At 56.8% G+C, this 21,691-nt stretch carries 20 protein-coding genes; 15 read left to right on the top strand and 5 right to left on the bottom strand.

Going from position 1 to position 21,691, the window contains the following annotated elements; translation table 11 throughout:
* Nucleotides 1–9 precede the first annotated feature (9 nt).
* The 11 genes from ACR0DY_RS07065 to ACR0DY_RS07015 all read left to right on the top strand — a co-directional run bounded on the left by ACR0DY_RS07065 (nucleotide 10) and on the right by ACR0DY_RS07015 (nucleotide 12,797).
* The gene (locus ACR0DY_RS07065) at nucleotides 10–1,632 is read left to right on the top strand and encodes a dihydroxyacetone kinase subunit DhaK (protein ID WP_480486159.1); all 1,623 of its coding nucleotides are present in this window, start codon (nucleotides 10–12) and stop codon (nucleotides 1,630–1,632) included.
* Between the two features lie 7 nt (nucleotides 1,633–1,639).
* Nucleotides 1,640–2,698 (top strand): LacI family DNA-binding transcriptional regulator, encoded by a 1,059-nt coding sequence (locus ACR0DY_RS07060; protein WP_480486158.1) that lies wholly within the window; start codon nucleotides 1,640–1,642, stop codon nucleotides 2,696–2,698.
* A gap of 27 nt (nucleotides 2,699–2,725) precedes the next feature.
* Nucleotides 2,726–3,781 carry a sugar phosphate isomerase/epimerase family protein gene (locus ACR0DY_RS07055; RefSeq protein ID WP_480481740.1) on the top strand — a complete coding sequence of 352 codons (1,056 nt, stop codon included), beginning with the start codon at nucleotides 2,726–2,728 and terminating at the stop codon, nucleotides 3,779–3,781.
* Nucleotides 3,781–4,935, top strand: coding sequence for a Gfo/Idh/MocA family protein (locus ACR0DY_RS07050; protein WP_209504393.1), 1,155 nt, complete (start codon nucleotides 3,781–3,783; stop codon nucleotides 4,933–4,935). Before ACR0DY_RS07055 ends, ACR0DY_RS07050 begins: the two co-directional genes overlap by 1 nt.
* Before the next feature lie 407 nt (nucleotides 4,936–5,342).
* Nucleotides 5,343–6,050: an IS6 family transposase gene (locus tag ACR0DY_RS07045; protein ID WP_480486156.1), complete on the top strand. Its 708-nt coding sequence runs from the start codon at nucleotides 5,343–5,345 to the stop codon at nucleotides 6,048–6,050.
* 296 nt (nucleotides 6,051–6,346) lie between these two features.
* Nucleotides 6,347–6,817 carry an Rrf2 family transcriptional regulator gene (locus ACR0DY_RS07040; protein ID WP_480537509.1) on the top strand — a complete coding sequence of 157 codons (471 nt, stop codon included), beginning with the start codon at nucleotides 6,347–6,349 and terminating at the stop codon, nucleotides 6,815–6,817.
* Nucleotides 6,814–7,479, top strand: a complete 666-nt coding sequence (locus tag ACR0DY_RS07035; protein WP_480481734.1) for a Crp/Fnr family transcriptional regulator — start codon at nucleotides 6,814–6,816, stop codon at nucleotides 7,477–7,479. The genes ACR0DY_RS07040 and ACR0DY_RS07035 overlap by 4 nt, the downstream gene beginning before the upstream one ends.
* A gap of 150 nt (nucleotides 7,480–7,629) precedes the next feature.
* Nucleotides 7,630–8,250 (top strand): hypothetical protein, encoded by a 621-nt coding sequence (locus tag ACR0DY_RS07030; RefSeq protein WP_480545707.1) that lies wholly within the window; start codon nucleotides 7,630–7,632, stop codon nucleotides 8,248–8,250.
* 92 nt (nucleotides 8,251–8,342) lie between these two features.
* Entirely contained in the window at nucleotides 8,343–9,227 is an 885-nt protein-coding gene (locus ACR0DY_RS07025) for an MBL fold metallo-hydrolase (RefSeq protein ID WP_209504912.1), read from the top strand.
* A 15-nt stretch (nucleotides 9,228–9,242) separates the two neighbouring features.
* Nucleotides 9,243–10,925: a bifunctional protein tyrosine phosphatase family protein/NAD(P)/FAD-dependent oxidoreductase gene (locus tag ACR0DY_RS07020; protein WP_480481728.1), complete on the top strand. Its 1,683-nt coding sequence runs from the start codon at nucleotides 9,243–9,245 to the stop codon at nucleotides 10,923–10,925.
* Between the two features lie 135 nt (nucleotides 10,926–11,060).
* A complete protein-coding gene (locus ACR0DY_RS07015; RefSeq protein WP_480481726.1) occupies nucleotides 11,061–12,797 on the top strand; it encodes a SulP family inorganic anion transporter in 1,737 nt (578 codons plus the stop codon).
* Nucleotides 12,798–12,858: 61 nt separating this feature from the next.
* Here the strand turns inward: ACR0DY_RS07015 and ACR0DY_RS07010 are convergent, their stop codons facing one another.
* Genes ACR0DY_RS07010 through ACR0DY_RS06990 form a run of 5 tightly spaced genes read right to left on the bottom strand, consistent with a single transcriptional unit; the run spans nucleotide 12,859 to nucleotide 17,658 of the window.
* Entirely contained in the window at nucleotides 12,859–14,337 is a 1,479-nt protein-coding gene (locus ACR0DY_RS07010; RefSeq protein WP_480898005.1) for an aldehyde dehydrogenase, read from the bottom strand.
* Nucleotides 14,338–14,346: 9 nt separating this feature from the next.
* Nucleotides 14,347–15,381, bottom strand: coding sequence for an LLM class flavin-dependent oxidoreductase (locus tag ACR0DY_RS07005; RefSeq protein WP_480481722.1), 1,035 nt, complete (start codon nucleotides 15,379–15,381; stop codon nucleotides 14,347–14,349).
* Between the two features lie 3 nt (nucleotides 15,382–15,384).
* Nucleotides 15,385–16,302 carry a flavin reductase family protein gene (locus ACR0DY_RS07000; RefSeq protein ID WP_480481720.1) on the bottom strand — a complete coding sequence of 306 codons (918 nt, stop codon included), beginning with the start codon at nucleotides 16,300–16,302 and terminating at the stop codon, nucleotides 15,385–15,387.
* On the bottom strand, nucleotides 16,299–17,087 hold the full coding sequence (locus ACR0DY_RS06995; RefSeq protein WP_480481718.1) for an alpha/beta fold hydrolase: 789 nt from the start codon (nucleotides 17,085–17,087) through the stop codon (nucleotides 16,299–16,301). Before ACR0DY_RS06995 ends, ACR0DY_RS07000 begins: the two co-directional genes overlap by 4 nt.
* A complete protein-coding gene (locus ACR0DY_RS06990; protein WP_480481716.1) occupies nucleotides 17,059–17,658 on the bottom strand; it encodes an amino acid synthesis family protein in 600 nt (199 codons plus the stop codon). Before ACR0DY_RS06990 ends, ACR0DY_RS06995 begins: the two co-directional genes overlap by 29 nt.
* A 107-nt stretch (nucleotides 17,659–17,765) precedes the next feature.
* Here ACR0DY_RS06990 and ACR0DY_RS06985 point away from each other — a divergent pair, with 107 nt between their 5' ends.
* The 4 genes from ACR0DY_RS06985 (at nucleotide 17,766) to ACR0DY_RS06970 (ending at nucleotide 21,600) form a co-directional block, all read left to right on the top strand.
* Entirely contained in the window at nucleotides 17,766–18,638 is an 873-nt protein-coding gene (locus tag ACR0DY_RS06985; protein WP_480898003.1) for a LysR family transcriptional regulator, read from the top strand.
* 69 nt (nucleotides 18,639–18,707) lie between these two features.
* Nucleotides 18,708–19,751 (top strand): pyridoxal-phosphate dependent enzyme, encoded by a 1,044-nt coding sequence (locus ACR0DY_RS06980; RefSeq protein ID WP_480481712.1) that lies wholly within the window; start codon nucleotides 18,708–18,710, stop codon nucleotides 19,749–19,751.
* Entirely contained in the window at nucleotides 19,748–20,893 is a 1,146-nt protein-coding gene (locus ACR0DY_RS06975) for a M24 family metallopeptidase (protein WP_480481710.1), read from the top strand. Before ACR0DY_RS06980 ends, ACR0DY_RS06975 begins: the two co-directional genes overlap by 4 nt.
* The gene (locus ACR0DY_RS06970) at nucleotides 20,890–21,600 is read left to right on the top strand and encodes a maleate cis-trans isomerase family protein (protein ID WP_480545704.1); all 711 of its coding nucleotides are present in this window, start codon (nucleotides 20,890–20,892) and stop codon (nucleotides 21,598–21,600) included. Before ACR0DY_RS06975 ends, ACR0DY_RS06970 begins: the two co-directional genes overlap by 4 nt.
* Nucleotides 21,601–21,691 lie beyond the last annotated feature (91 nt).

The raw sequence follows: 21,691 nt of genomic DNA, 5'->3' as shown, positions 1-21,691 counted from the left end.
AGCAAAAGCATGGCCCAGTTCCTCAACACAAAAGAAACCCTGGTAACCGAGGCGATAGATGGCCTTTTGGCTTCCTCAGGCGGGCAGCTTACACGGCTGGACGGATACCCGCATATCAAGGTTGTCTACCGGTCGGATTGGGACAAGTCGAAAGTCGCCTTGGTTTCTGGCGGAGGGTCTGGTCACGAGCCCGCCCATGCAGGTTTCGTTGGCGCCGGTATGTTGACAGCCGCGGTCTGCGGCGAAGTTTTCGCCTCACCCTCGGTCGAGGCAGTTCTGGCGGGCATTCTTGCGGTCACGGGTGAGGCCGGGTGCCTGCTTATCGTCAAAAATTACACCGGTGATCGATTGAATTTTGGACTGGCGGCTGAACGCGCCCGTGCATTGGGCCGCAAAGTAGAGATGGTCGTAGTTGATGATGACATCGCCTTGCCCGACCTTCCGCAACCACGTGGCGTGGCAGGTACGTTATTGGTGCACAAAATTGCCGGAGCGCTTGCTGAAGGGGGTGCCGATCTGGACACCGTTACCAAAGCAGCAAGAAGTACCATAGCAAAGGTTGTCAGCATCGGAATGAGCTTGGACACCTGCACTGTTCCGGGCTCTCCAAAAGAAGACCGGATTGCCCCTGGCAAAGCGGAACTCGGCTTGGGCATCCACGGCGAGCCCGGTGTACAACAAGTCGAATTTTCAAATGCTGTATCGGCCATGTCCACAGTGGTGGCGAAACTAAAGCAAAGGGTGAGTTCAGGGGATTGTGTGGCGCTGGTCAACAACCTCGGCTCTACAACTCCGCTAGAAATGGCTGTCCTCACGCATGCGTTGTCTGAAACTGGTATTGCCCAGCATATCATTGGCCCGGCCCCCATGATGACTTCGCTGGATATGCACGGGTTTTCGGTTTCCATTCTGCCTGTGGATCAGGACGAATTGTCAGCTCTTGAAGCACCCGTTGATCTGGCCGCATGGCCCGGCGTCAATTCCATTGACCCGATCAAAGTAGCCCCGTTGCCTGATGGCCTGACTCCAATCGATCCAATCCCTTCGAACAATCCCACCACAAGGGAAACGATCACCCGGTTGTCTGAACTGCTCATTAACGCAGAGAAGAACCTGAACGAGCTGGACGCGAAATCCGGAGATGGCGATACAGGAAGCACATTGGCCACTGCCGCAAGAGCATTGCAAGGTAGCCTTGACCACATGCCGCTTGCTGATCTGACACAATTGTTCCCGGCATTGGGCAATGAATTGAGCCAGACTATGGGTGGTTCTTCCGGGGTGATACTCGCAATCTTCTTCAACGCAGCCGGAGATGCTTGTGCGAGCGGCGCGTCTGTCCCGAAATCCTTGATCGAAGGTCTGAATAGGGTCAGCCAGGTTGGGGGGGCCAAGGTCGGCGACAGAACGATGATTGACGCTCTGGCACCCGCACTTGCCGCTCTCCCGTTTGGCCTAACCGATGCGGCCAAGGCTGCTCGCGAAGGCGCGGACAACACGGCAAAAATTCGTCGTGCGAAGGCGGGTCGTGCAGCTTATGTTCCCGAAGAAAATCTAGTTGGACATAACGATCCGGGGGCTGAGGCCGTTGCCTTGTTATTTGAAGGCTTGGCGCGGGAGATTGAGGACTGAAGAACACGTGGAAAACCAAAAACAAAAACTAGAATTGGTGAAAAAGCCAACCGTCAACGACATCGCGCGCGTTGCGGGTGTCAGTCTGGCGACTGTTGACCGGGTCTTGAACAGGCGCCCCGGCGTGCGGGCAGTGACCGTGCAGAAAGTCCAAAAGGCGATTGATGAGCTGGGATATGTGCGCGATACGGCCGCGGCCAACCTAGCGCGAAACCGAGTTTACAACTTCCTCTTTGTTCTGCCGGACACGGACAACGAGTTTGTGGAGGCAATCAGCAGTCGGATCGCAGAACAATCCCGTGACCAATTTATCGAGCGGACCCGCATTGCGATAAAGAAGGTCGCTCCGTTCGAGCCGCAAGAAATCGTCTACATTCTGGATGCTGTCGCCAGTTCGGATGTTGATGGCGTTGCCGTTTTCGGGCCTGAAACGCCTTCTGTCCGCGACGCCGTAAAAAGGCTCAGGGACAAAGGCGTTCCGGTGGTTGCGTTGGTGTCTGACTTGCCGAGTTCTGAGCGAGACCACTTTGTAGGAATTGATAACGTTTCGGCAGGGCGAACCGCAGCTCAGCTGATGGGACGATTTGTGCATCGTGACGGCAAGGTTTTGGTACTTACAGGATCCCGTTTGGCACGTGACCACCTAGAGCGCCGTCAAGGCTTTGATCTAGTTGTAGCTGAGGAATTTCCACACCTCGAAGTCGTAGCGTCTGTCGAGGGCCGGGATGACCCGGATCTGATTTACAAGATGATGCCCGAGATCTTTGAAACCTACCCGGATCTGGTTGGAATTTATTCCTCCGCAGCAGGCAATGCAGGACTGATTCAATTTCTTTCAGAAAACAAGCTCAGCAAAGATCTGGTGATCATAGCTCATGAGCTTACTCCGCTTAGTCGTGAGGCGCTTACGCTCGGTACATTTGACGCTCTTATCTCGCAAGACACTGGGCACATTGTTCGTTCAGCCGTCCGTCTGCTGCGTGCAACTTCAGACAAAGTGCCATTCAACAAAGCCCAGGAACGTATCCGTATCGACATCTATCTGAAGGAAAATTTACCGCCATAGAGACTCAGGTTTTGGGGAGGAAATTCAATGAAGACAATCAAAGGTCCAGCTTTGTTTCTTGCACAATTTGCCGGGGACGAAGCGCCGTTCAATTCGTGGGGCGCGATCACAAAATGGGCGGCTGACTGTGGATACAATGGCGTTCAGGTTCCCAGTTGGGATGGCCGGTTGTTCGACCTCGAACAGGCCGCATCCAGCGTCGGATACTGCGATGAGTTCAAAGGCAAGGCCCAAGAAAATGGCGTCGAAGTCACCGAGCTTTCAACGCATCTTCAGGGTCAGCTTGTTGCCGTTCACCCAGCCTATGACAGTGCGTTTGATGGCTTTGCAGCGGAAAGCGTCAGAGGAAACCCTAAAGCCCGTCAAGAATGGGCCGTAGACCAGGTCAACAAAGCGCTGTCCGCTTCGAAAAATTTAGGCATTTCGGCACATGCGACATTCTCAGGCGCGTTGGCATGGCCATATGTCTATCCTTGGCCGCAGCGCCCTGCCGGTTTGATTGAAACGGCATTTGATGAGCTTGCGCGCCGTTGGGTGCCCATCCTGAATCACGCCGATGAATGCGGTGTCGATGTCTGCTACGAAATTCACCCCGGAGAGGACCTCCACGATGGTGTGACCTACGAGATGTTTCTGGAAAGGACGGGAAATCACCCACGGGCCTGCATGCTATACGACCCGTCGCACTACGTGCTACAATGCCTCGACTATCTGGACAACATCGACATCTACAAAGATCGAATTCGGATGTTCCATGTCAAAGATGCCGAGTTCAACCCGACCGGGCGGCAAGGTGTTTATTCCGGGTATCAAAGCTGGGTCAATCGGGCAGGGCGGTTCCGCTCACTGGGCGATGGTCAGGTGGATTTCGGTGCAGTTTTCTCAAAAATGGCCGCGAATGACTTTGATGGCTGGGCTGTGGTCGAATGGGAATGCTGCCTCAAACACCCCGAGGATGGAGCGCGTGAAGGTGCTCAATTTGTGTCAGATCACATCATCCGTGTGACCGAGAAAGCCTTTGATGATTTCGCCGACGGTGGCGCTGACGAAGCCGCCAATCGTAAAATGCTGGGGATTGAGTGATGGTCACAGGACGCAGTGAAGAAACCTCAGGACGCATTCGGCTTGGCATGGTTGGCGGCGGAAACGACGCCTTCATAGGGGGTGTTCATCGCATCGCCGCGCGATTGGACGACAAGTTCGAGCTGGTTGCCGGTGCTTTGTCTTCGACGCCAGAGAAATCTCTTGAAAGTGGTCAGGCATTGGGGCTCGAACGGGTCTATGAAGACTTCAAACAAATGGCGATTAGGGAAGCCCGACTGAAATCTGGGATCGAGGCAGTCTCAATTGTCACGCCAAATCACGTTCATTATGCAGCCGCACGTGAGTTCCTGAAACGCGGTATTCATGTAATTTGTGACAAGCCACTCACCTCGACCCTTGCCGATGCGAAAAAGCTGGTCAAAGCAACAGAAAGTGCGAATGCCCTATTCATTTTGACCCACAATTACACAGGCTATCCAATGGTTCGGCAGGCGCGTGAAATGGTTGCCAACGGCGACATTGGCAAGATCCGCGTGGTTCAGGTTGAATACCCACAGGATTGGCTGACCGAGCAGCAGGATTTCAAACAGGCGGAATGGCGAACCGATCCCGAACGCTCGGGCGCGGGTGGATCAACCGGTGACATCGGAACTCATGCATACAACCTTGCCTGCTTCGTGACCGGGCTAAAAGCGGAAAGCCTTGCGGCAGACTTGCAGGCCTTTGTGCTGGGGCGCAAAGTCGATGACAACGCCCACGTCTTGCTTCGCTTCAAAGGCGGAGCGCGCGGTATGCTGTGGTCTTCTCAGGTGGCTCCCGGCAACGAAAACGCACTTCGTTTGCGCGTCTATGGCGAAAAAGGTGGGTTGGAGTGGGCTCAGGAAGATCCCAATTACCTGTGGTTCACGCCATACAACGAACCAAAGCGTCTAATCACACGAAATGGAGCTAGTGCTGCTGATGCAGCCAACCGGTTGAGTAGAGTTCCTCCGGGACATCCCGAGGGATATCTTGAGGGGTTCGCGAATATCTATGGAGAGGCTGCTGAAGCGATCCAAGCTTTCCGAAATGGTATTTCACCTGACGCTTCGGTTGTTTATCCAACAGTCTATGACGGGCTCAATGGCGTTAAATTTGTGGCCGCGTGCGTGCAAAGCTCTTCAAGGAATGCGGCTTGGATCGACTTAGCTTAGAATCTGGTTGTGGGCATAGGGCAGACGGGGGTTGTCACGTTAACTTGCCGTTTGATGAAAGTGTCGCAAACTCTTGGAACGACCAAAGGAAAATACGAGCGAAAAACTCTAACTACAAACGGCAGGAAAATCGGGTTTCAGAGCAGGCCCAAAACCGAAGTTTTTTATCCCGGCCATGCAAAAGTCTGCGAAAACCTCATCAGCGCATCGAGAGCCGGCGAGTATTTTCGGCCAGGGACTGTAAAGGCCGCGATAGTTCTTGAAACTTCTGGCTCCACAAGCGGGCGCTGCAACAAGCCCGGCAGAGTAACCGAATACTCAGGCATGAAAGCAAAACCAATGCCTGCAGCGGTCTTGTCAGAAGAACTTTGCTTGAGCGGAGCAGGGCGGTTGCGTAGCTTTTTCCCATGACCAGACCTGCCTCATTCAAATACTTCAAAACCAGCCCCGAGATCATCCGCCTTGCGGTGATGCTGTATATTCGGTTTCCACTCTCGCTTCGAAATGTCGAAGATCTGCTGCACGAGCGAGGCATCGACGTGAGTCACGAAACTGTCCGGTATTGGTGGAATAGGTTTGGGCCGGTGTTTGCCGCTGAGATCCGAAGAAAGCGTGTTCAGCAACTCAGAGCCTTTTCAAAATCGAAGTGGCACGTGGACGAGGTTTTCGTGAAGGTGAATGGCAAGCGGCACTATCTTTGGCGGGCTGTGGATCATGAAGGCGAGGTGCTGGAAGCCGTTGTCACCAAACGCCGAAACAAAGCTGCAGCGCTGAAATTCCTCAAGAAATTGATGAAGCCACATGGTTGCGCCGAAGAGATCGTCACAGATCGCTTCGCTTCCTACATGGCTGCGCTCAGAGAAATGGGCGCGCTCGAAAAACAACAGACGGGAAGGTGGCTCAACAACCGCGTCGAGAATTCGCACCTGCCGTTTCGACGACGCGAACGCGCGATGCAGCGTTTCAGGCGAATGCGAAGTTTGCAGAAATTCGCCTCCGTCCATTCCTCTGTCTACAATCACTTCAACCAGGAAAGATCGCTAGCCAGTCGAGACACCTTCAAGCTGACCCGCACCGCCGCTCTCGCCGAGTGGCGTCAACTTTGTTCCGGATAGGTTCGCGGTTTCCGCGGCAAACTGAGACTGGTTCGAATTCGTCTGACAGCACCGCCACTCATACCGTCTTTGTTCAGCGGTTTTTGCAGAGAATTGAACTGCCGTTCCGGTCAGATGCCGACAGCTTCCCGAGCAAAGATGACGCGATGCACGCGGGGTCCCAGTCATCCACTCAGTCCACGTGAAGTTCGGGTATGTTGGCCTGACTTCACCCTCTGCAAAACACATGGTCCGTGAAAACACACAGAAATTGCAAATAAGTTATATTGCGCCTACAGCTTTTGCCGGAGGCACGCATGAAACTGACATCCTATTCCAACTATGCGCTGCGGTCTTTGCAGCTGGCCGCGCTCAAGGCCCCAGATCGCATTCGCGTTGACGATGTCGTGCGGGTGCATGGCCTTGCCCGGCCGCATATCGTAAAAATCGTGCACGAGTTGGGTCGGGCCGGGTATCTGGAAACAGCACGCGGCAGAGGCGGTGGTTTCCGGTTGGCCAAACCAGCGGAACAGATCAAAATCGGCGATGTAATTCGCCTGACTGAAGGGCCCCTGGATGTGGTCGAATGCTTTAACCCTGAAAAAAACACCTGCCCTTTGATCGGGATATGTAAACTGTCTCAAGCGATCCAAAAGGCAACACGGGCATTCATGGCTGTGCTTGATGATCTGACGCTGGCTGACATCGCCTCAAACAGAAACGAGTTGTTGAACCGTATCGCGCCGATTGAGGAGGGCATCGTGGCACCCATGCGCAACGCAAGATGACAATTTTGGACTGGACTGAGCGATTTCACGGGACAAGTCGCCTTCCGAAAGCTGTGCGGGATAGGTTGCGTACGGCGGCCCGTATCGTGCGGTGTCCTAAAGGTGGCCAGGTTTTCGGACCAGACAACGTCCCCGACAGCCTGTTATTCTTGTATGACGGACGGATACGCGTTTCTCAAAGTTCGGATTCGGGCCGCGAGATCGTGCTCTATCGGGTCGAGGCGGGGGAAAGCTGTGTGCTGACGACGGCCTGCATGCTGGCAGAAGAAGCATATAACGCTGAAGGTATTGCCGAAACCGACGTAACGGCGGTGACCTTGCCGAAACATGCTTTCGATCGTCTGGTCTCGGAAGAAGACGCATTTCGCGAGTTTGTGTTTGAGGCCTACTCACGCCGGCTGATTGATCTGTTGCGGGTGGTGGATGACGTGGCATTCGGGCACTTGGATATTCGCCTTGCTGAACGTCTTCTGGTTCTGGCCGGGGGGCGGGAAGACATTCAGGCAACGCATCAGCAACTCGCCAGCGAACTGGGCACCGCGCGTGAAGTTGTCTCGCGGATATTGCAGGACTTTCAAAAGCGCGAGATGATTACCCAATCGCGGGGGCGCATTGCGATAACCGACAAGGCGGCTTTGGAACAGTTGGCGCAAAGCACCTGACCAATTCGGGAAATTTTCCGGTTTCGTGACTTTGTCACTGAAGTCGGGGTTTCAAAGTTATATTTACTCCTCAACTTTTCATGCCGCCACGGTGATTGCAGGTCTCACGCGAAGGCCGGATGTGGGTTGGCAGAAACGGAGGAGACGAAGATGAAGGACCGCAATCCCGCCCGGACGTTCGGCGGCATCGCCATTGCGTTGCTTGTTGCTGCTTTGGTCGGCGCGGCTGGCAGTTACATCTTTCTGACGTTCGGGCACGGGCATCGCCAGGGCATGGCCGGTGATCGGGCAGAGCATCGTCATGGTGCAGACGGGCAAGGCCACGACGAGGTCAACATGCCGGGGCTGCGGGGCGAGAACGCAACGCCCGAGGAAAGCGCCGAGCTGGCTGTGATGTTCCGCAATTTCGATACGATCACGCGCGAGGTTGAAAACCTTCCCAATGGTATTCGCACTGTCACGAGATCTTCCGACCCGGATGTCATGGATGCTCTGGTCTCCCATGTTGCCGGGATGATCGATCGGGTGGGCCGCAAGGATGATCCGATGATCATCATTCAGAGCCCGACCCTCGACATATTTTTTGAACATGGCGACAAGATCACCTCGGATATCGAAGTGACCTCTGAAGGGATCGTAGTGGTGCAAACATCCGACGATCCGGAAATAGCCAAAGCCATGCATATCCATGCGGCCGAAGTGAGCGCGATGGCGGATCGCGGCATGGACGCCGTCCACGAAATGATGATGACACGCGGCGGAAACGGGTAACGGATCCGCGCCAGTTAGGAGGCAAGATCATGAATGATCAGAAGTCTATCGAGATACACAACCAAAAGATGGCCGACGCGATAGCGACGCCGATTGGAAGCTACCCAGTGGATCTGAGCGTGAAACCCGATGTTCAGGGTTTTTACGACGAGGCAACGGCGACAATCAGTTATATCGTTGCGGACCCGACCTCGAATTCCTGTGCGATTATCGACAGTGTCATGGACATCGATTATGCCGCTGGCCGCATTACGTTTGGCCATGCCGACATGCTGATTGCCGAGGTTGAAAAGAGGGGGCTCAAGCTGGAATGGATCATTGAGACCCACGCCCATGCCGACCACCTGTCAGCCGCGCCTTACATCCAGCAAAAGCTGGGCGGTAAGATCGGCATCGGTGAAAACATCAAGATCGTGCAAGACGTGTTTGGCAAAATCTTCAATGAAGGCACCGAATTTCAGCGGGATGGCAGCCAGTTTGATGCCCTGTTCGTCGATGGCATGACCTATAAGATCGGCAACATGACCGCCTTTACCATGCATACACCGGGCCACACACCCGCCTGCATGGTTCATGTTGTCGGGGATGCAGCCTTTGTGGGCGACACGTTGTTCATGCCTGATGGTGGCTCGGCGCGGGCCGATTTCCCCGGTGGCGACGCGGGGACATTATTTGACTCGATCCACAAGGTGCTCAGCCTGCCGGACGAAACCCGGCTGTTCATGTGTCACGATTATGGTCCCAACGGGCGTGACATCCAGTGGGAAACCACGGTGGCCGAGGAGAAGGCCCACAACATTCACGTGGGCGGTGGCAAGACTAGGGACGAGTTCATCAAGATGCGGTCCGAGCGCGACGCGACGCTGGCGATGCCGACGCTGATCGTACCTTCGATTCAGGTCAACATCCGGGCGGGCGGCATTCCAACGGACCAGGATGGGAACCAGATGCTCAAAGTTCCAGTCAACAAGCTCTGAACGCAAGAGGCACCCATGGACATCAGAAAGATATCAGGCTCAGTTTCGGTGTCGCCGCAGGTTACGCCAAATGACATCGAGGCGATAAAAGGCGCGGGCTTTCGTGCCATCATTTGCAACCGCCCCGATGGCGAAGGTGCCGATCAGCCGACATTCGAGGAAATCGAGGTAGCAGCGGAGAAACTGGGTCTCGAGGTACGCTATGTTCCAGTGCAAACCGGGATCGTCAGGGACGAAGACGCCGATGCCTTTGGCCGCGCGCTGACCGAGTTGCCGGGGCCGGTTCTGGCCTATTGCCGGACCGGCACGCGTTCGGCCACTCTGTGGTCGCTGAACGAGGCGGCGCACAAGCGTCCGGTGTCCGAGATCCTGTCAGCCACCAAGGTCGCCGGTTATGACATGAGCGGCGTTGCCCGCCGCATTGCCAATGGTGGGAAAACGCCGACCGACACGGGCGACGCATCCTTCGACGTGGTTATCGTGGGCGGTGGGGCTGGCGGTATTGCCACTGCGGCCAGCCTGCACGCGCGCAAATCCGACCTGTCGATCGCCATCATTGATCCGTCTGACGTGCATTATTATCAGCCCGGCTGGACGTTGGTGGGCGGGGGTGTCTTCTCGGCAGAACAGACCGCCAAGACGATGGGATCCCTGATCCCGCGCGGTGTTAAGTGGATCAAGGCGGCAGTTGCGGCCTTCGAGCCGCAAAACAATGCAGTTATTCTGGACGGCTGTCGCGTGGTGAAATACGACCGTCTTGTCGTGTCTCCGGGGCTCAAGCTGGATTGGGGCGCGGTCGAAGGGCTGGAAGAAACCTTGGGCCGTAACGGGGTGACCTCGAACTACCGCTATGATCTGGCGCCCTACACATGGCAGCTTGTCGAAGGGCTTAAGGAAGGCCGGGCGCTGTTCACGCAGCCGCCGATGCCAATCAAATGCGCGGGCGCGCCACAAAAAGCGCTGTACCTGTCGGGTGATGCATGGTTCCGGCGCGGCGTTCTGAAGGATATCGACATCCAGTTCATGAACGCGGGCGGCGTGCTGTTCGGGGTCAAGGACTATGTCCCGGCGCTGATGGAATACGTCACAAAATACGACGCCTCACTGAATTTCTTTCACAATCTGGTGTCGGTAGATGGGGCGGCGAAAAAAGCGACCTTTAAGGTTGCAATGCCGGATGCCGAGCCCGAGTTGGTCACAGTCGAGTTTGACATGATGCATGTCTGCCCACCACAGGTCGCGCCGGACTTTATTCGCGTGTCGCCGCTGGCGGATGCGGGTGGCTGGGTCGATGTTGATCAGGCGACGCTGCGCCACAAGAGCTTTGACAATATCTGGTCGCTGGGCGACGTGATGAACGCGCCCAACGCCAAAACCGCGGCGGCGGCGCGTAAACAGGCACCGACCGTGGCCGATAATATCGTAGCAGACATTCAGGGCCGTGGCCCGGTTGCCGCCTATGACGGCTACGGTTCGTGCCCGTTGACGGTCGAGCGCGGCAAGATCGTTCTGGCCGAGTTCGCCTATGGTGGGGTGATGACGCCCAGTTTCCCGAAATTCCTGATCGATGGAACCAAACCCAGCCGGTTGGCGTGGCTGTTGAAGGAGAAGTTGCTGCCGCCGATCTACTGGTCTGCGATGCTGAAGGGCAAAGAGTGGTTGGCCAAGCCCGAACCATTGAAGGTGGCGACCGATTAACTCCTTTCGAAACTGACACCGGAAGAACCGGCGTAAGTTCTGGCCTGTCCCGCCTTCACCAAAAGTGCGACCGGCCAAGGTATGGCGGTCAGAGCCTCCCACGCTCTGGCCGCCGCTTTCTCAGGACGTGAACCCATGCAGAGCCTTTTACGTTTCCTTCCTATTCTTGACTGGGGTCGCCGGTATAGCCGTGCGTCGCTGTCGAATGATCTGATCGCCGCTGTGATCGTCACGATAATGCTGATCCCACAGTCCTTGGCCTATGCCTTGCTGGCAGGGCTGCCGCCCGAGGCCGGGATCTATGCTTCGATATTGCCGATAATCCTTTATGCGGTTTTTGGCACCAGTCGGGCGTTGGCGGTGGGGCCTGTCGCGGTTGTGTCGCTGCTGACAGCCAGCGCCGTGGGGCAGGTGGCCGAGCAGGGCACGGCCGGATACATGGTGGCGGCACTGACGCTGGCTTTCCTGTCGGGTGGGTTTCTGGTGCTGTTGGGCGTTTTTCGACTGGGCTTTCTGGCCAATTTCCTCAGCCATCCTGTCATCGCAGGCTTTATTACCGCATCGGGTCTCCTGATCGCGACCAGCCAGTTGAAGCATATTCTGGGTGTCGACGCCCATGGGCATACCCTGCCGGGGATGTTGGGTTCAATCTTCGAAAACCTCGGGCAAATCAGTTGGCTGACGGTAATCATCGGCGTGCTGGCCACTGCGTTTCTGTTCTGGGTGCGCAAGAACCTCAAGCCCGCGTTGCGGCGCATGGGGGTGCCGCCCCTGCTGGCTGACGTGCTGACCAAGGCCGGACCAGTGGCTGCCGTGGTGGTGACCACAGTGGTCGTCTGGGGGTTCGGGCTGGATGTGCGGGGCGTCAAGATTGTTGGCGACGTGCCCCAGAACCTTCCGCCGCTGACTTTGCCGGGGCTGTCCTCGGACCTCATCGGTGCATTGCTGGTGCCAGCGATCCTGATCTCGATCATCGGTTTTGTCGAAAGCATCTCGGTTGCGCAGACGCTGGCTGCCAAGAAACGCCAGCGCGTGGACCCCGATCAGGAGTTGATCGGTCTGGGTGCAGCAAACCTGGGCGCGGCGTTTACCGGCGGCTTTCCGGTCACCGGCGGGTTCTCACGCTCGGTGGTGAACTTCGATGCGGGGGCGGAAACTCCAGCGGCAGGCATCTATACCGCTGGTGGTCTGGCGATCGCCGCACTGTTCCTGACACCGCTGGTGTACTTTTTGCCCAAGGCCACGCTGGCCGCGACGATCATTGTTGCGGTGCTGAGCCTTGTGGACCTGTCAATCCTGAAAAAGACCTGGGGATATTCGCGCGCCGATTTTACAGCGGTGGCCGCCACCATCGTCCTGACTTTGTTGGCCGGGGTCGAAACCGGCGTGGCCAGCGGCGTGGCAATTTCGATCCTTCTGCATCTCTACAAAACCTCGCGCCCACATGTGGCCGAGGTCGGGCTTGTGCCGGGTACGCAACACTTCCGCAACATCAATCGCCACAAGGTCGCCACCGAGCCGTCACTGGTGACGCTGCGGGTGGATGAAAGCCTGTATTTCGTGAACGCCCGTTTCCTCGAAGACCTGATCCAGGCGCGAGTGACCGAAGGCTGCGAAATCCGCAACGTGGTTTTGATGTTCTCGGCGGTGAACGAGGTCGACTTTTCAGCCCTCGAAAGCCTTGAGGCCATTAACCATCGCCTGCGTGACATGGGCGTTGGTCTGCACCTGTCCGAAGTCAAAGGCCCCGTCATGGACCGCTTGAAACAATCGCATTTCCTCGACGACCTCAACGGGCAGATCTTTCTGGCCCAGTACGACGCTTGGCAGCGGTTGATCGCGCCGGAGAGGGTGAGAACGGCGGCAGAGTAACAGGAGCCGCCGCATTCAGATAAGCGCCCCTTGGGTTATGCTGATCGTGGTGCAGATCACCTCAGCGCATAACAAAGGGGTTCGACATCGGTTTGTCCGATGTATTCAGCCAAACGGTCTTGGTCCGCGTGTAATCGTGAATGGCCTCTATTCCCGCTTCCCTGCCATAACCGGATTGATTGAAGCCGCCAAAGGGCGCGATGGGCGAGACCGCGCGGTAGGTGTTGATCCAGCAGATGCCCGATTTCAGGCGGGATGAAACACGGTGAGCACGGGCGACATTTTCGGTGAAGATACCCGAGCCAAGCCCGAACGGTGTGTCATTGGCCAGTGTGATTGCCTCTTCCTCGGTGTCGAAGGGCAGCAATGACATGACGGGGCCGAACATTTCCACTTTCAGAGTCTCTGTCTCGGCACTGGCGCATTCCACCAGCGTTGGGGCCATGAAATGACCTGACCGATCCAGTGGCGCGCCCCCGAAACGAATACGGGCACCCTGTTCCCTGGCCTTGGCCAGTGTCGCCTGAATTCTGACAATCTGGGCATTGGTGCACAGCGGGCCAATATGGGTTTCAGGTTCCAATGGATCGCCGATGACTATACCCGTCATCTTTTCTTCGATTTTGGCGATAAGAGATTCCATAAGAGGACGATGGATCAGCCCGCGCGATCCTGCGACGCAGCTTTGACCTGAGGCGCCGAAATTGCCCGCGATCAGTCCGTTGGCCGCACCATCCAGATTGGCATCATCGAATACTATGATCGGGGATTTTCCACCCAATTCCAACGTGGTTACGGCAAAGTTCTCAGCCGAGTTGCGCACCACATGACGCGCCGTTTCCGGGCCGCCAGTGAATGCGATCCGGTCTACGTCAGGATGTCGGGTGAGAGGGATCGCACAGTTTTCTGCGTCCCCGGTAATGACGGAAACGACGCCGGGTGGGAATCCCGCTTTGTCGATCAAGCGGGCAAATTCCAGCATTGGGGCGGGCGCAACCTCTGACGCCTTCAGCACAACAGAGCACCCCGCGGCCAGAGCTGGCCCAAGCTTGGTAGCCGTGAGAAACATCTGCGCGTTCCAGGGGACAATTGCGACCACCACGCCAATGGGCTCGCGCCGCGTAAAGACATGCATGTCCGGTTTGTCGATCGGCAGGACCGCGCCTTCGATTTTGTCCGCCAACCCCGCATAGTAGCGGTAGTAATCGCCGACATATGCCGTTTGGGTCGCGGTTTCCGCCAGTAGCTTACCACTGTCCTTCGTCTCGATCTCGCCAAGGTGTCCTGCGTTCTGTTCGATCAGTTCTGCAAGCCGGAACAACAGTTTGCCGCGTGCAGTTTGCGTCATGTCCCGCCACGCCGGATCATCAAGTGACCGGCGCGCCGCGGAAACGGCGCGCTCTACGTCTTCGGCTGCGGCACAGGCGAAACTGGCCCATTCCTCGCCCGTTGCCGGATTCAACGAGGCCATCACTTGCCCACGTGCGCCTTCGGTCCAAGTGCCGTCGATAAATAGCTGGTAATGTGGCTTCTGGTGCATTGCGGCCCCTCACTGAAACTTTGGCATTACATCGTCGATGAAACGGGCAAGCGATGCGCGTTTGCGTTCGAAGCTCATGCCGCTGTCAATCCAAAACGAGTATTCATCATATCCAAGGTCTTCATAGCGTTTCAGACGTTCTGTTACCCCGTCCGCCGTGCCGATTGTCAGATCGCGCGCCAGATTTTCGGGTGCCATCATTGCGTTGGCTGCCATTTCTTCTTCGGTTAGCGCCTGAATCAATCCCTGTTGGACTGGTCGCTTGTTTTGGAACCACGCGCCGAAATAGTTGTAAAACCGGGACAAATCCCGCGCAGCCTGATCCAGTTCAGTGTCATCGCGCCCGACATAGGTGTGGTGAAGCAGCATGATCTTCGGGCGCGCTCCGCCGTGATTGGCGCAGGCGGTCTCAAAGCGAGTCATCAGTGTCTCAATTTCTTCGATACCTTGCCACAGCGGGGTGACCTGAATGTTGAACCCGTTCTGAACGCCGAATTCGTGGCTGTTCGGATCCCGCGCGGCAATCCAGATGGGCGGGCCGCCGGGTTGCACCGGCTTTGGGGCCGAACTGGTGGCGGGAAACTGAAAGAACTCTCCGTCATGCGCGCAGTCGCCTTCCCATAATTTGGGCAGCAGAGGAGCGATCTCTCGCATTCGCTGACCGGCGGCCCATGCGTCCAGACCGGGCATAAGCCGCTCATATTCATAAGAGTAGGCACCGCGCGCTATGCCCAGTTCGATCCGGCCACCGGTCATGATATCCGCCGCGGCTGCCTCTCCCGCCAGTTTGATCGGATGCCAGAACGGTGCGATCACAGTGCCGGTGCCAAGGCGCACGTTTTTGGTATGATGCGCGATGTCCACCAGCGACATCAGCGGGTTGGGTGCGATGGTGAAATCCATCCCGTGGTGTTCACCGGTCCAGACCGCACGCATCCCTGCCTGATCAGCCATCTTGCACAGCTCGATGAACTCTTCATACAACTTCTCATGCGACTCTTCGGGGCCCAGCCGTTCCATATGGGCAAAAAGGGAAAACTCCATTCTTCAGGTCCTTTCCGACAGGCTGTGCACATCGCCCCGCTGGGCGTCACCCAGATAAAGCGAGAAATTGCGGGTTCGGCTTTCCAGCGCAAAACGAGCCATCATTGTGGCGATGGGTGCTGACGCGTATGGCAGGGTCGCCAGTTCTTTGATTGCGATCTCCTGAAGCGTGCCATGCCGGGGCAGGGACGGCGCAGACGCAAGAATGTAAACATGATGCGTGTTGGCATCGTCATAGACGGAATACGCAACCCCAAGGCGTGCATCGACACCTTTAGCCGTCAGGTCTTGCACAAGGCTGTTTCGCAAATCTTGCCGATCTGACAGCGTGACTTGCGGCGGACGGAAACCGGCTTCTGTTCTCTCCAGCAAGACGTGCCCGTCCTGTTCGATGATTGCGCCGCAGACCACGTTTCGCCCGGATGGTTCCAGCGCGCCACGTTCCAGCCCGAGGCTGAAATACTGCCCGTTCGCATAGCCAAGCCCGGGGGCATCGTCCTGAGAATACGTTTCGACCTGACCGATCAAAACGCAATGGTCCCCGGCTTCGACAACCTGATGAGTACGGCAGGAAAACGTTGCGACTGCCCCTCTGATCAAAGGGACGTCGTGCGTATCAAAGCAGTGATCGACTTTGGCAAATCGATCACCTTTGAACCCGGCAAACGTATTGGATACATCTTCCTGCCCCTCGGCCAGAATGTTCACCGCGAAACGGGCGCAGGTTGCGAATTCGTGATAAGAAGACAGGTTTTTTCCCGGACAAACCAAAAGCAGCGGCGGGTCGAGAGAAACCGAAGTGAAGGAATTGGCCGTGAAGCCGAGTGGATTGCCTGTGTCATCGCGCGTCGTCACAACCGTCACACCGGTCATGAACCGTCCAAAAGCACGACGAAGGTCACGAGGATCAAGCGCGGTCATTGGCGCAGCTCACTCAGAAAGCTGGAAATGGCGGCGTTGACCTGAGGTGCATGCGTCATTGGCATCATATGTGCAGCGCCTTCAATGATTTGCGCGCGTCCGTTCATTGCGGTGTCCGCCATGGCGCGTGACATCTCCGGGGTCGAATTGGGTTCAAGACTGCCGGTTAGAAAAAGCGCCGGGCAGCTTAGTTTCTCCAACGCGTCGCGCTGAGGGCTCTGACTGTGGGCGAAGACGGAATAGGCCGTTTTATACGCAGCCGGGTCCATCGCCGTCAGCCAACTACGGCAGGCATCGCGCTCGGCCGAGGCGACGTCTCCGAACCATCGATGCAATGTGCTGGTGGGATCAGCGATCGTCTTGCCATCCAGCTGCGCCGCACGGTCGCGCACGGTCTGTGCCGCATTCGCGTCTCTCTCAAAAACCGCGTTCAATGCGACGATCCCACATACCCGGTCTGACGCTTTGGCGGCAAGATCCAGCGCGATCATGGTCCCCATCGAGTGGCCCACCAAAACGACCGGACCACTCAGGCAGTCCAGAACACCCCGTGCCGCTTCGGTGTACGCCGACAACCCCAACCTCATGTCAGCCAAAGGGCTGTTTCCATGTCCGGGCATGTCCGGAGCGGTCATGCAACCTTCAGAAGCCAGCCCGTCCAATTGCGCGCCCCAGGCTTCAGCCCGCAAGCCAACACCATGCAACAGAAGGATATTCTGACCCGAACCGGTCTGGATGGCCGCCAGCCCGCCGATCTCAGACCGCGGCCGGGTTGTCCAGGTCATGGCCCAAATCCTTAAGATCCTGATAGCGGTCACCGATACGGTGGTGCGGTCTGCCCGAGGTTGCTGCGCCTAATACGACCACAACTTCGTCATCGCGCGGTGCGTCAGAAATCGAGAACTGAATTGTCAGGTAGTGCGACCTCCGCCCGGCATCGTTTTTATCCATCAACGGCACCATGATCGGTGCGTTTGCCGGGCCACGTGTGTTGGTGAACGCCAGATAGGATTTCGCGCCGACGGCCTCTCGGTAGTGATTACCAAATCGCAAGGTGTGAATAAGGCCCGAAGCGTGCTCGACCTCACCATTCAGCCCGACCACAGCGGCTTTGCCATAGGCTTCGATTGCCTCTCCACTCCCGGCCAGTTTGATCATGCGTTTCGTCATCATCTCACCCAGAACAGGGCCATAGGCTTGTATCTCGGGTTTAAGGTCTTCCACAAACCGTCCTGCCCAGGGGTTGTGAACCACTGCGGCCACGGCAAACATGCGCCATGGGGTTTTGGCGGCTTGGAAGCCCTCGACAAGGACCTCCTCATCGTAGGTGACAATCTTACGTATTTCCGGTTGCATCAAAGCTCTCCTGTCGCGCTCGCAAACGTTAAAAACGGACAGGGTTTTTGACAAATGATTGAATTATGTGCTTTGCCATTAAAAAGACTAATGGACAGCTTGACCAAATGGGTAAATCTCTTCCACCACTGACCTGGTTCCGATCCTTCGAGGCGGCTGCACGAACGCTTAGCTTTACGGCGGCTGCCGAAGAGATTGGGTTGACGCAATCGGCGGTCAGTCAGCAGGTGAAATCGCTCGAAATGCGTTTGGGGACAGCTCTTTTTGTGAGGCACCCCAGAAGCTTGGCGCTGACGGATGCGGGGCGTAAACTATTGCCCGAGGTTGGCAGCGCGCTTGAAGCGCTTGCCGCGGCTGCCGGGCGCGTGGACGCCAGTGCCTCCGGAGACATCTTGACTGTCGCCACGTCTGTTAGCATCGCCCATTGGGTTATTGCCCCATACCTGTCAGATTTTACCAGACGCCATCCTGAAGTACGCGTTCGGCTTCTCAGTGCGATCTGGCCCGATGATTTCCACGCGTCTCACGCTGATGTTCAGGCTCGGTTCGGGTCAAAGAAACAGGTAGGGCATGGCGCTGTCCGACTGATACCTGACCGGCTGGTTGCTGTGAAATCCCCGGCAGTCGCAGGAGACGTGTTTGACCTGCCGCTGATCGAGGCTGTCGGGACATCAAGTGGGTGGGGCACATGGTTTGAAAAACAGGGCTTGCGCCGCCAACCCGGTGTTTTTGTCGATACATTTGGGATGGCCCTGCAACTGGCCGTTCATGGTAGCGGTGTCGCCTTGGTCAGCGAATTACTGACGACCCATGCGATTGCCGCGGGTCTGGTCGTACGCGTGCATGAATGTTCGGTGGACAGCAACGAAGGGTACTACCTTTCGTCCAACGCTGCCAATCCGGCTGCCCGGCTGTTTCACGACTGGCTGTTGGCGTTGGTTGCAGAACAGGCCTCGAATACCGTCAACGTCCCTGATTGACGTCAGACGTTGGTTGACAGTGTTCCACCGATGGGATCACGTCAACGGGCCTAAACTCAGGGGAGAAGTATGCAGGTCATCACCAATCCACATCGGGCGGGCCAAAAGCTTGCACCGTCTGCGCCGTATCCTTCTACAAATGCTGCCCGTGTTGAAGATTTGCTTTCTCAGTGCCCTGTCGCGAAAGAAACGCCATTGGTGGATGTTGGGAAACTGGCCCCTGTAGCCCAGCTTTGGGTGAAGGATGAGCGGGCGCGGATGAACCTTGGTTCGTTCAAAGCTTTAGGGGCGGCCTATGTAATTGCGCGTCATGCGGCCGAGAGGACAGGTGAGCCGGGTGAACAAACTCTGGCAGGCGCAACCTATGTGACCGCCAGCGCCGGGAACCACGGCATGAGTGTTGCGGCGGGTGCCAGAATTTTCGGTGCGAAAGCTGTTGTTTACATTGCTGAAACTGTGCCCGAAACCTTTGCGGAACGTCTCAAAGGCCAAAAAGCCGAAGTTGTTCGAAGTGGTGCTGACTATGCCGCCAGCATGGAGGCCGCGAGAATGGCTGCCGACGAAAACGGTTGGATATTGCTGTCGGACAGTTCGTGGGAAGGATATTATGACCTGCCATGGACGCTTATGGAAGGCTATCTGCAAATGGCGGCAGAGGCTGTCAGGCAGTGTCCCGAGGTTCCGACGCATATTCTGTTGCAGGCAGGCGTGGGCGGGCTGGCCGGTGCCGTTGCTGCCTATGCACGAAACATCTGGGGCGACGCACCGAAGATCGTTGTGGTTGAACCCGAAGCGGCACCCGCGTTGCAGGCCAGCATAGCCGCCGGAAAATGTGTTTTCGCGGATGGCCCTGACAGCATTATGGGGCGTCTGGACTGCAAGGAACCATCGTTGATCGCGTTAAACGGATTGGCTCGCGACGCAGACCTGTTCCTGACCCTGTCAGACGACGATGTGGCGGCAAAGCTTGACGCAATGGCAAAGGCCGGGCTGGCCACCACGGCGTCCGGCGGGGCAGGCCTTGCGGCAGTGATGAACGAAACCGCGCGGAAAGCCATAGGGATCGACGAATACTCACGCGTTTTGTGCTTTCTGTCGGAGATCGCGGAATGAGGGGGTTCGATCAGGCAGAATTCGAGGCGCGTACCAAACGCGCGCAGGAGTTGATGCGAGTCGCGGATTTATCGGCGCTGCTGCTGACGACAGAAACTGATGTGCGCTACTTTACCGGCTATCTCACCCGATTTTGGGAAAGCCCAACCCGGCCATGGTTTCTGGTAGTGCCTGCCGCGGGCAAACCGGTGGCCGTGATCCCTTCGATCGGGGCCGCGCTCATGGGGCAGACCTGGATCGATGACATCCGAACCTGGAGTGCGCCCGACTTGCAGGACGACGGTATCTCGCTTCTGGCCGACGTCTTGGCCGAACTGACGCCCGTTTCGGGCAATATCGGGGTGCCGGATGGTCATGAGACACATGTGCGGATGCCCATGGCGGACATTGAACGCTTGCGCGGCGCTCTCGGTTCGCGTCGCATTACCGGTGATCAGAGTATCCTGCGCCGGTTGCGCATGATCAAATCCGAGGCTGAAATTGCGAAGATCCAAACAGCCTGCGATATCGCTGGACGCGCGTTCGCCCGCGTTCCCGAGGTTGCCCGCGCAGGAGTGCCTTTGGACATGGTTTTTCGCCGGTTCCAGATGCTCTGCCTTGAGGAAGGGGCCGATTGGGTGCCGTATCTTGCAGGCGGGGCAGAGCAGGGCGGTTACAGTGATGTAATATCACCTGCAACTTCGGCGCCGTTGGAACCTGGCGACGTGCTTATGCTGGATACAGGTCTGGTTTGGGATGGCTACTTCTGTGATTTTGATCGCAATTGGTCCGTCGGCCCAGCCCGGCCCGAGGTGAAATCAGCGCACGCCAGACTGGTAGAAGCCTCGGATGCCGCGCTCGAGATCGCACGGCCCGGTGCTACTGCCTCGGATTTGTTTCATGCCATGAACACGGTTCTGACCAAAGAGGCCGAAGGCACAGATGCGGGGCGGTTGGGTCATGGGTTGGGGATGTCACTGACAGAGTGGCCGTCCCTTATCCCGGCAGACCAGACCGTGCTGGAACCCGGCATGGTTTTGACGTTGGAGCCGGGCATCGCCGTTGGTACAAAAATACTTGTCCATGAAGAAAACATTGTCATCACCGAAGGCACCCCACGTTTTCTAAGCCCACGCATAGGGCCAGAGGTGATCGAGATATGACCCGGATCCATTACGCTCTTGATGAAGACGATCCCAAGGCCACCCCGCTTGGTCTGATCGTGTTGCAGACAGATGAAACGTTGGAGCCCGAATTCAGCTCGTATTTTTCGGACCGCAAGTATCCAATTTACGTGACGCGAATTCCCAGCGGGATCGAGGTGACGACGGAAAGCCTTGCGGAAATGGAGAAGGCGCTGCCGGCCGCCGCCGGATTGCTGCCCAGCGCGCGACCTTATCGCGTTGTCGGGTACGGGTGCACGTCTGCAAGCTCGGTTATCGGGTCCGACCGCGTGGCAGAACTTGTCAAACAGACATGCCAGACCGCCGAGGTTACAAACCCTTTGCGTGCGGCAACGGCCTGTGCGCGACACTTGGGCGTTTCGAAATTCGCGCTGCTGTCGCCCTATATTGAAGAGGTAAACCTTCCCCTGCGCCGGGCCTTTGCCCAAGGCGGAGTGGAGATGGATGTTTTTGGGACATTCGGGGAATCAGAAGAGGCCAAAGTTGTTCGGATTTCGGTGCAATCCGTCATTGACGCTGCCACAAAACTGGGCTCGGACCCGTCGGTTGATGCGGTTTTTCTAAGTTGCACAAACCTTCGCACGCAACAGGCTATTCCCGAGATTCGCGCGCGTATCGGCAAGCCGGTTCTGTCCAGTAATCAAAGTCTTGCGTGGCATATGCGTGCTCTGAACGAAGCCGGGTGAGCTGTTAAATCCCGATATTGTGTAACAAAATCAGGATTCACTGTTGCAATGTGAACATCGCTTGGTCTTAACTAACGGCTACAGATCAATG

The organism is Ruegeria sp. O6 (genome assembly GCF_056535045.1).
This window is presented reverse-complemented; position numbering and strand designations above follow the sequence as displayed.